1 rRNA gene is annotated in these 290 nt (G+C 50.7%); it reads right to left on the bottom strand.

Going from position 1 to position 290, the window contains the following annotated elements:
- Positions 1–290: ribosomal RNA gene (locus tag ACTHSL_RS13435) — 16S ribosomal RNA — on the bottom strand; the annotation flags it as partial.

Raw genomic sequence — 290 nt, 5'->3', positions numbered from 1 at the left:
GATGTGTATAAGAGACAGGACTACTCGGTTATCTAATCCTGTTTGCTCCCAACGCTTTCGTACCTCAGTGTCAGTATCAGGCCAGGTAGCCGCCTTCGCCACTGGTGTTCCTTCCGATCTCTACGCATTTCACCGCTACACCGGAAATTCCACTACCCTCTCCCGTACTCGAGTCCAACAGTTTTATCTGGCCTTCCCAGGTTAAGCCCAGGGCTTTTACAGATAACTTGTCAAACCACCTACGTACCCTTTACGCCCAGTAATTCCGATTAACGCTCGCACCCTCCGTA

Origin of the sequence: Neisseria sp. P0008.S010 (genome assembly GCF_051962715.1) — a bacterium.
Taxonomy (GTDB): Bacteria; Pseudomonadota; Gammaproteobacteria; order Burkholderiales; family Neisseriaceae; genus Neisseria; species Neisseria elongata.
The sequence above is the reverse complement of the archived record's forward strand: the minus strand, read 5'-3'. Positions and strand labels throughout refer to the sequence as shown.